Below are 8,556 nucleotides of genomic sequence, written 5' to 3' on the forward strand. Positions count from 1 at the left end.
GCCGCAAGCCGGTGCTGGTGGTCGGCGCGGCCGTGTTCCTGCTGGGGTCGCTGCTGTGCTCGGTGGCCTGGAACATGGGGGCGCTGATCGCGTTCCGGATCCTGCAGGGCCTGGGCGGCGGGGCGCTGCAGGGCACGGTGCAGACGCTGGCCGCCGATCTGTACCCGCTGGCGGAGCGCCCGAAGATCCAGTCCAGGCTCTCCACCGTGTGGGCGGTGTCCGCGGTGGCCGGCCCCGGGCTCGGCGGTGTGCTCGCCGCGTACGCCGACTGGCGCTGGATCTTCCTGATCAACCTGCCGGTCGGCACCGCCGCCCTGTGGCTGGTCGTCCGTCACCTGCACGAGCCGCAGCGGGCGCAGGCACGCCCCGCGCGCGTGGACTGGGCCGGCGCGCTGGCGGTGTTCGCGTGCGGCGGGGTGCTGCTGACCGCGCTGGTGCAGGGCGGCGTCGCCTGGCCGTGGGTGTCGGCGCCGTCGCTGGCGCTGCTCGGCACGGGCCTGGCGCTGGCCGGGGTGACGGTGGCGGTGGAGCGGCGGGCCGCGGAGCCGATCATCCCCGGGTGGGTGTGGCGGCGCCGGACGATCGCGGCCGTCAACCTGGCCCTGGGCGCACTGGGGCTGCTGATGGTGGCACCGGCGGTGTTCCTGCCGACGTACGCGCAGTCGGTGCTGGGGCTCGCGCCGGTGGCCGCCGGGTTCGTGCTGTCGGTGTGGACGCTCAGCTGGCCGGTGTCGGCCGCGCTCAGCCAGCACGTGTACCGGCGGATCGGCTTCCGGGACACCGCGCTGGTCGGCATCGGCCTGGCCGCGCTGGTCCTGTGCGCGTTCCCGTTCCTGCCCTACCCCGGATCCTGGTGGCAGCCGACGCTGCTGATGCTGCTGCTGGGCGGGGCGCTGGGGCTGTTCCAGCTGCCGTTGATCGTCGGGGTGCAGTCGACCGTGGGCTGGGCGGAGCGGGGCACCACGACGGCGTCGGTGCTGTTCTGCCGGCAGACCGGCCAGACCCTCGGCGCCTCCCTGTTCGGGGCCGTCGCCAACGGGGTGCTGGCCGCGCGGCTGGGCGGGGCCGGCGACCTGGACTCCGTCACGCGCGCGCTGGACGCCGGCACGGTCCCGGAGCCGGCCCGGCGGGCGGTCGCCGACGCCGTCCACGCGGTCTACCTCGGCGCGGCGGGCGCGGCGGCGCTGGCGTTCGTGGTGCTGCTCCTGGTGGCTCCCCGCCGGTTCCCGGTGCTCCAGGACTGAACCCCGGCGGGTTAACGCGGGTAACACCCCAGGTGGGAGGGGTTTTCCGGGGAAAGCGCATACCGACCGGCCAGTTCGGTGAAAAGGCCGCGCGGTCCGGGCGCCGCGAGTAGCGTGCGTGGCTCAGCTCCCCCACCTCCCTGCGGTCCGCCGCCACGGACCCGAGCCACGCGAGGAGCCCCGGGATGGCCCACGACCCGCCGCACCCGTCGTACCCCCCACCGGACCCGACCCACCCCTGGCAACCCCCGCCGCCCCACTCGACCCGCTCATGGCAGCTCCCGGGGCAGCCCCCCGGGCCGGTGCCGCCGGAGCGCCGCCCCGAGCGGGAACCGCTCGGCCACCACAGCGACCTGCGGGTGCTGCGCAGCGCCTACCGGTGGCAGCGGCGCACCGCCACCCTCACCGCGCTCGGCTACTTCACGCTGTTCCTCGTCCTGTCGGCGTACGCGCCCGGCGTCATGACCCGCACCCTCGCCGACGGCATCCCCGCCGGCCTGCTGCTCGCACTCGTCCAGCTCCCGGTCACCTGGCTGGCGATCGCCCTGTACGAGCACACCGCGCGCCGGTACGTCGACCCGCTCGCCGAGCGGATCCGCCGGCACGCCGAGCTGGACGCGCGGCGGGGAGCGGCACGATGAGCGGCGCCGGCGGCCCGGGAACCACCGGGTTCAGCGACTCCGCCCAGGCCATGTCCCTGGTCGCCTTCTCCGCCGCCGCCACCCTCACCCTGCTGCTGTGCGTGATGACCGGCCCCGACCGGGACGACCTGGACGAGTTCTACACCGGTTACGGCTCCCTGTCCCCGCTGCGCAACGGTCTCGCGATCGCCGGCGACTACATCTCCGCCGCCACCGTCCTCGGCACCGGCGGGGTCATCGCCCTGTGCGGCTACGACGGTGTCGTCCTCGCCCTCAGCACGGCGCTGTCGCTGATGCTGCTGATGTTCCTGCTGGCCGAACCGCTGCGCAACGCCGGCCGGTTCACCATGGGCGACGCGCTCGCCCGCCGGCTGCCGGGCCGCTGCGTGCGGATCACGACGAGCGCGGTGACCATCGCCGCGCTGCTGCCGCTGATGCTGGTCCAACTGGCCGGGACCGGACAGCTGATGGCCTTCATCCTGGGCTTCACCGGCGAGACCCTGAAGACCGGATGCGTCGTGGGCCTCGGCGCCCTGATGATCGCCTACGCGGCGATCGGCGGCATGAAGGGCACGGCCGTCGTCCAGATCGTCAAGATCGTGCTGCTGATGGGCTCCGGCGCCCTGGTGGCCGCCCTGGTCCTGCACCGCTTCGACTGGGACCCGGGCGCCCTGTTCACCGCCGCCGCCGGGCACAGCGGCGCCGGCCCGGCCTTCCTGCACTCCGGACTGCAGTTCGGCACGACGCCCACCGGCCGCGTCGACATGATCGCCACGCAACTGACCGTCGTCCTCGGCGGCGCCTGCCTGCCGCACATCACCATGCGCATGTACACCGCCTCCAGCGCCCGCCAGGTACGCCGCTCGATGTCCTGGGCGGTGTCCCTGGTCGCCCTGTTCGTCCTCGTCATCACCGTGGTCGGGTTCGGCGCCACGGCCCTGCTGGGGCGTACGGCCGTCGCGGCGGCCGACCCGCAGGGCAACACCGCGTACCTGCTGGGCACGCGCGCGGTGTTCGGCACGGACGTGACGACGGCGGAGACCTTCCTGTTCACCCTGGTCACCACCGCCGTCTTCCTGACCCTGCTCGCCTCGGTGGCCGGGATGATCCTCGCCTGCGCCAACTCCCTCGCGCACGACGTGTTCGCGGCCCGGGTGCAGGAGATGCCGGCCCGCCGCGAGATGACCCTCGCCCGCGTCTGCGCACTCGCCACGGGGGTGCCGACGGTCCTGCTGGCCACCCTGGTGCAGCACCACAGCCTGCAGCCCCTGGTCACGCTCTCCTTCTGCCTGGGCGCCTCCGCCCTCGCCCCCGCCCTGGTCTACGGCCTGTTCTGGCGCCGCTGCACCCGCGGCGGCCTGATGGCCACACTGATCGGGGGCTCGCTGACCGTGCTGCTGCTGATGCCGGGCACCAAGCTCGTCTCCGGCTCGCCCGTGTCGGCGTTCCCGCACGCCCACTTCGACTGGTTCCCGTTCACCACCACCGGCATCGTCTCCATCCCGGCCGGCTTCCTCTTCGGCTGGCTGGGAACCGTGCTGTCGGGCCGCGCCGAGGCACAGCGGCAGCGGCACCAGTACGAGGCGGTGGAGGGCCGCATCCTGGCGGGCGCGGTCCGCGAGGGCGACCGGCCCGGCGTCACTCCCGGGCCACCCGGCCGGTCAGCGTGATGAGCCGGTCGCGTACCGAGTCCATGTGCGCCTGCATGTCGTCCCAGATCTCGCCGTGCTCGCGCAGCACCCGCTCGGTCTCCTGGGCGATGTGCTCCTCACGCGCGTGGGCCTCGGCCAGGATGTCCGCGGCCCGCGCGCGTGCCTCCTCCTGGGAGCGGCGCGCGTACTCCTCCGCCTCCCCGACCGCCTGCCCCGCCTCGGCCAGCGCGGCCTCGGCCCGGTCGATCCGCTCGGCGTACCGGGCGTCCACCGCGGCCAGCCGCTCGGCCTCCGCGCGTTCGGCCTCCGTCCAGCGCCCGGCCTGCTCCCGGGAGTGCTCGGCGAGCAGTCCGACGGTGCGCCGGCGCGTCTCGCGCAGGGCCGCGAGCGTCTCGGCGCGCGAGGCCTTCACCTCACGCCGGGCACCCACGCGGATCTCCTCGGCCCGCGCCTGCGCGGCCTGGAGCCGCTGCCGGGCGTGCTCGTCGGCCTCCGCGCGCAGCGCGTCCGCCGCCTCCCGGGCCTCCCGGCACACGCGCGCGGCCTGCGCCTCGGCCTGCGCGACCTGCTCCTCGGCCGCGCGCCGCGTCCGCTCCCGCAGGTCCGCCGCCTCCTCCAGCACCAGCCGGTACACGCGCCGGGCGCGGTCCCCGAGCGCCTCGTACGTCTGCGGCACGAGCTGGGCGACGGCCTCGCGCAGCTCGGCGACCTCCGCCTCCATGTTCTTGGCGAGCACGGTCAGCCGGGCGGCCCGCTCCCAGGCGGCGTCCCGGTCGTCGGAGAGCGCCTCCAGGTACGCGTGGACCTGCTCGGGGCGGTAGCCACGCCCCCGGACGGTCGTGAAGCCGTGCGGCGGCATCGATGCGCTGCTCACCCTGGGGACCCCTCTCCACCGGACCTGCACGACAGGATGATTTCGCGCATATCTTGATGGATCGGACGTAGGCGTTCATAACGCGACACTCCGCAGTCGCGTCACGGCCCGTCCGGAAACACGCCGGGCCCTTCACGCGCGCGCGTGAAGGGCCCGGAGGGTCACACCCGGCCGGCGGGCACCGGGCGGCCTACAACAGCCCGTCCCACATCTGCTCCAGCAGCACCGACCACCAGCTCTCCGGCGACCCCAGCGCCGCCGGGTCCAGGGCGGCCAGCTGCGCCTGGAAGTCGACGGTCCAGCGCCCCGCCTGCTCCTGGTTCAGCCCGTACCGCAGCCGCCACATCCGGCCCAGCAGCGCCAGGCACCGTGCGAACTCCGGCAGCCCCGTGTTCACGAACTGCGGCGGCACCGGCGCACCGCCCGGACCGGCCTCCACCGGCACCGCCACGATGTTCGCCGTCCCGTACTGCACACAGACCGCCTTGCCGAAGTCCGTGCCCATCACCAGGTACGACCCCGCGTCCGCCGTCGGCTGCACCCCGCGCTCCGCCGCCAGCTCCGCCAGCGTCGGCACCGGGCGGCCCGGCTGCGCCTGCGCCCAGAAGAACGGCCCCATGTCCAGCGGCAGCCCGGCCACCACCAGGGTGTGCGCCACCACCGGCGGCACGCCCTGCCGGGACACCGCCTGCTGCTCGAACCGGAAGATCCCCGGCCCGAACGCCGCGGCCAGCTCCTGCGCGACACCCTCCGGCGGCACCGGCGGCGCGGGCTGCACCGGCGGCAGCGGCGCCCGCACCGGCGCCGGCCGCGCGGGACCGTCCGCCACCTGGTGCAGCTCGCCCTGGTGCGCCAGCAACTGCCGCATACCCTGCTGCCGGCTCGCGTGGTCCGTGCCGTACGGCGCGATGGACGTGATCCGCGCCTGCGGCCACTGCTCGCGGATCATCCGCGCGCAGTAGGCACCCGGCAGCGCGCACGACTCCAGCTCCGTGTGCAGCTCCAGCACCTGGTCCGGCGGCACGTTCAGGGCCCGCAGCTCGTGGAAGATCTGCCACTCCGGGTGCGGGGTGCCCGGCGCCGAACGCCGGATCACCTGCTGCTCCGACCCGTCCTGCGCGCGGTAGCGCAGCACGGCCTGGTAGCCCGGGCCGACCGTCGGCTGCCCCTGCGGCGGATAGCCGTACGCCCCCGCCGGCGGCACCCCGGGCGCGCCGGGCACCCCGAGCGTGCCGGGGGCGGGCGGCGGCGGAGGCGCGCCCGGCCCGCCGACCGGCGGGCCGGCCAGCACGGTCTCGGCGTGGTGCACGGCACCGCGCGCGGAGTCGGGGGCGACCGGAGGGTGCGGTCCACCCGGGCCGGCGGGGACGCCGGGGCCGTGCGGCGGCAGCGGCGCTCCGGGACCACCGGACACCGACGGCGCACCAGGGCCCCCGGGGGCACCGGGAGCCCCCGGAGGCTGCGGAGGCCGCGGCGCACCCGGCACGGGCGGCATGCCCGGGGGCTGCGGCGCGGGGGGCACGCCCGGAGCACCCGGAGCGCCCGGCGCCTGGGGTCCGCCCGGACCTGCCGGTCCTGCCGGCCCGCCAGGCATCCCGGGGGCGCCCGGAGCCGCGGGGGCACCCGGCGGGGCCGGCGTACCCGGGGGCTGCGGCGCAGCCGGCCCCTGCGGGCCGCCCCCGCCCAGCCGGCCCGGGTCGGCCAGCACCGTGGCCGCGTGGTGCACGGTGCCCGGCGGCGTACCGCCCTCGGGGCCGCCCGGCGCCTGCGTCCCCTCCGGCCCGCCCGGTCCCTCCGGACCCCCCGGGACCAGGGCCGACACCAGTTGCGTCGGCACGTACCCGCCCGCGGGCGGCGGTGGCGCGGCCCCCGGACGGGCACCCGGCGCACCGGGGGCGCCCGGCGGCGGAGGCGGCGCGCCCACCGCGCCGCGCGCCTTCTTCGGCGGCGGCGCGGCCTTGCTCGTCGCCGCGTCCGCGATGTCCCCGGCGTTCGGCGCGAGCCGCCGCCCGGGCGCGCCCGCGCCCGCCGGCGGCTGCGGCGCACCATCCGGCGCCTGCGGACGGCCGTACCCGCCGGCACCCTGCGGGGAGCCGTACGGCGGGGTGCCCTGCGGCGAGACGCCCTGCGGCGGAGTGCCCTGCGGCGGGGTCCCCGTGACAGCCGGCGGCACGGGCGCAGCGCCCTGGCCGGCACCCGGCACGTCCAGCGCCGGCACGACCGCCGTCGGCGGCAGCGCGCTGCCGCCCGACATCAGCGCCGTCGGCGCGTCCGGCGCCACCGCGGGCGGACGCGGCGCCGCGTCGTCCCCGTCGCCCAGCGGCGGCGCGAACACCGTCGCCGGCAGCGGGACCGAACGGTCCTCGTCACCGGTCTCCGCGTTCGTGTCGGTACCGGCCCACGGCGTGGCCCCCGCGGGCACGTCCGCCACGGCGGACGCCCCCGCCGGCACCCCGGCCTGCGTCACGGCCGGCCCGCCCCCCTCGGCGGAAACCGGCCCTCCCTCGGCGGGAGCCGGCTCCTGCCCGGCGGGAACCGGCTCCTGCCCGGCGGGAGCCGGGACCGGCGGGCCCTCCGCCGCACCCCGCTTGTCCGCCGCCTCCTGCAGCCACTCCGGAGGAGTCAGCAGGAACGACGTCTGGTTCAGGTCCAGTCGCGCGGCCGGCGCGGGCACCGCGTCCTGCGGCTCCCCCGCACGGCCGTACTCCTCCTCGTACCGGCGGATCACCTCACCCACCGGCAGCGCCGGCCACAGCGTCGCCTCCCCGCTGTCCCGGGCGATGACCAGCCGCTGACCCCCCGCATCCGAACGCGGGCCCTCCGCCCGGTCCTCGCCCCACACCACGAACCCCAGCTCGAACTCCCGCACCCGCACCTCACGGTGCTGGTACGCGGGCACCTCGCCGTTGATCCACTCCTCGGCGCGCTCCTGCGCCTGCGCGTACGTCACCATCGCTCGCAGCTCACTCCCCCACCGGGCCGGAAGACGCCGAGCCGGAAGACACCGGGACGACACGGGCGAACCCGCCGTCCACCATCAGATGGGCCACCGTCTCCAACTCCGGCGGACTGCCCGCCAGCCGGGACAGGAACACGTCGAAGTCGTCACCGCACGGCAGCAGCAGACGCTCCACCCGCTCCGCCGGCGACCACGACGGATCCACGTCCCGCACGTCGTCGTACGCGCAGAACCACACCGAACCCGCCCGCTCGCCCCGCACCTTCACCGCGAGCAGCCCGCCCTGCACGAAGGCCACCCCGAGGTAATCCTTCGTCAGGTGGTCCCGCAGACACTTGTTCACGTACACCAGGTCATTGACCGCGGCCTCGTCCCGCACCGTGAAGAACGGCTGGTCCAGCAACAGCCCCAGCCCGGCGTCCAGCGCCGTGCCCACCGGCGCACAACCGCCCGCCGCCTTCAGGAACGAGCGGTACGCACCCGGCAGCCGGTAACCGAGCTCCTCCTCGACCGCCTGCACCTGCGCCTCCGCCACCGCCACGCCCGACTTCGGCAACCGGAAGTGCGCCGGCCGCGACTCCTGCAACGGCCGCGTACCGCGCTTGCCGTGGTCCACCGGCGCCGTCGCCACCCCGCCGTGGTGCCGCAGCAACGCCTTCACCTCGACCGGAACCAGCTCCAGCCGCCGCGTCCCCGCCACGTGGTGCCACGTCCAGCCGTGCGGCGTCGCCACGTTCGGCAGCGTGTCCCACCACTCGTGCCCCGTCGCCGCCAGCGCCGCGTTCGCCGACACGTAGTCCGTCAGCCGCAGTTCGTCGACCCCGAAACCCTCCGGCGGCTCGGCGATCTCCACGGCCACGCGCGCGTACGGCGAGAAATCCGGATGACCCCGCTCGTCGACCCGTACCCCTCTCGGGTGACGTGCCGCCCGGACCGGATCCGGAAAGTGCACGACCTGCCCGGCGTACGCCGCGTTCGGCGGCGCGGCCCCTCCCCCGGCGTGGCCGCTGGGCGGTGTCCCCAACCCGAGCCGACCTGTCGTCATGGCAGTTGCCCCCTGCGGCGTTGTCTCTGGCCTGAACGGCGGTGTCGATCGCGGACGGCGACAGCCTATGCGGTACCCGAACCCCGGTCACCGGCCCGCCGCATCCCCACCGCCCACCCCACCGGCACCCCCGTGACCAGC

The 8,556-nt window shown here is 76.2% G+C and carries 6 protein-coding genes; 3 read left to right on the forward strand and 3 right to left on the reverse strand.

The window, feature by feature from the left end:
* The 3 genes from IE312_RS19065 to IE312_RS19075 form a co-directional block, all read left to right on the forward strand.
* Positions 1–1,244: MFS transporter (locus IE312_RS19065; protein WP_229900115.1), on the forward strand; the 1,244-nt coding region annotated here is incomplete at its 5' end.
* Between the two features lie 185 nt (positions 1,245–1,429).
* Positions 1,430–1,885, forward strand: a complete 456-nt coding sequence (locus IE312_RS19070) for a DUF485 domain-containing protein (RefSeq protein WP_189983336.1) — start codon at positions 1,430–1,432, stop codon at positions 1,883–1,885.
* Positions 1,882–3,555, forward strand: coding sequence for a sodium/solute symporter (locus tag IE312_RS19075; RefSeq protein ID WP_189983338.1), 1,674 nt, complete (start codon positions 1,882–1,884; stop codon positions 3,553–3,555). Before IE312_RS19070 ends, IE312_RS19075 begins: the two co-directional genes overlap by 4 nt.
* Here IE312_RS19075 and IE312_RS19080 read toward each other — a convergent pair.
* The 3 genes from IE312_RS19080 to IE312_RS19090 all read right to left on the reverse strand — a co-directional run bounded on the left by IE312_RS19080 (position 3,524) and on the right by IE312_RS19090 (position 8,415).
* Positions 3,524–4,411, reverse strand: coding sequence for a cellulose-binding protein (locus IE312_RS19080; RefSeq protein WP_229900117.1), 888 nt, complete (start codon positions 4,409–4,411; stop codon positions 3,524–3,526). The genes IE312_RS19075 and IE312_RS19080 overlap by 32 nt on opposite strands.
* 190 nt (positions 4,412–4,601) lie before the next feature.
* Complete coding sequence (locus IE312_RS19085; RefSeq protein ID WP_189983340.1) at positions 4,602–7,364, reverse strand: SUKH-4 family immunity protein; 2,763 nt, start codon at positions 7,362–7,364, stop codon at positions 4,602–4,604.
* Positions 7,365–7,374: 10 nt separating this feature from the next.
* Positions 7,375–8,415, reverse strand: a complete 1,041-nt coding sequence (locus IE312_RS19090; protein WP_189983343.1) for an SMI1/KNR4 family protein — start codon at positions 8,413–8,415, stop codon at positions 7,375–7,377.
* Between the last annotated feature and the right edge of the window lie 141 nt (positions 8,416–8,556).

Source organism: Streptomyces capoamus (genome assembly GCF_014654935.1).
Taxonomy (GTDB): domain Bacteria; phylum Actinomycetota; class Actinomycetes; order Streptomycetales; family Streptomycetaceae; genus Streptomyces; species Streptomyces capoamus.

What these genes read in the sequence shown, in the direction of transcription:
- IE312_RS19070 (WP_189983336.1), top strand. Translation starts at nt 1,430, where the DNA reads ATGGCCCACGACCCGCCGCACCCGTCGTACCCCCCACCGGACCCGACC.
- IE312_RS19075 (WP_189983338.1), top strand. Translation starts at nt 1,882, where the DNA reads ATGAGCGGCGCCGGCGGCCCGGGAACCACCGGGTTCAGCGACTCCGCC.
- IE312_RS19085 (WP_189983340.1), bottom strand. Translation starts at nt 7,364, where the DNA reads ATGGTGACGTACGCGCAGGCGCAGGAGCGCGCCGAGGAGTGGATCAAC.
- IE312_RS19090 (WP_189983343.1), bottom strand. Translation starts at nt 8,415, where the DNA reads ATGACGACAGGTCGGCTCGGGTTGGGGACACCGCCCAGCGGCCACGCC.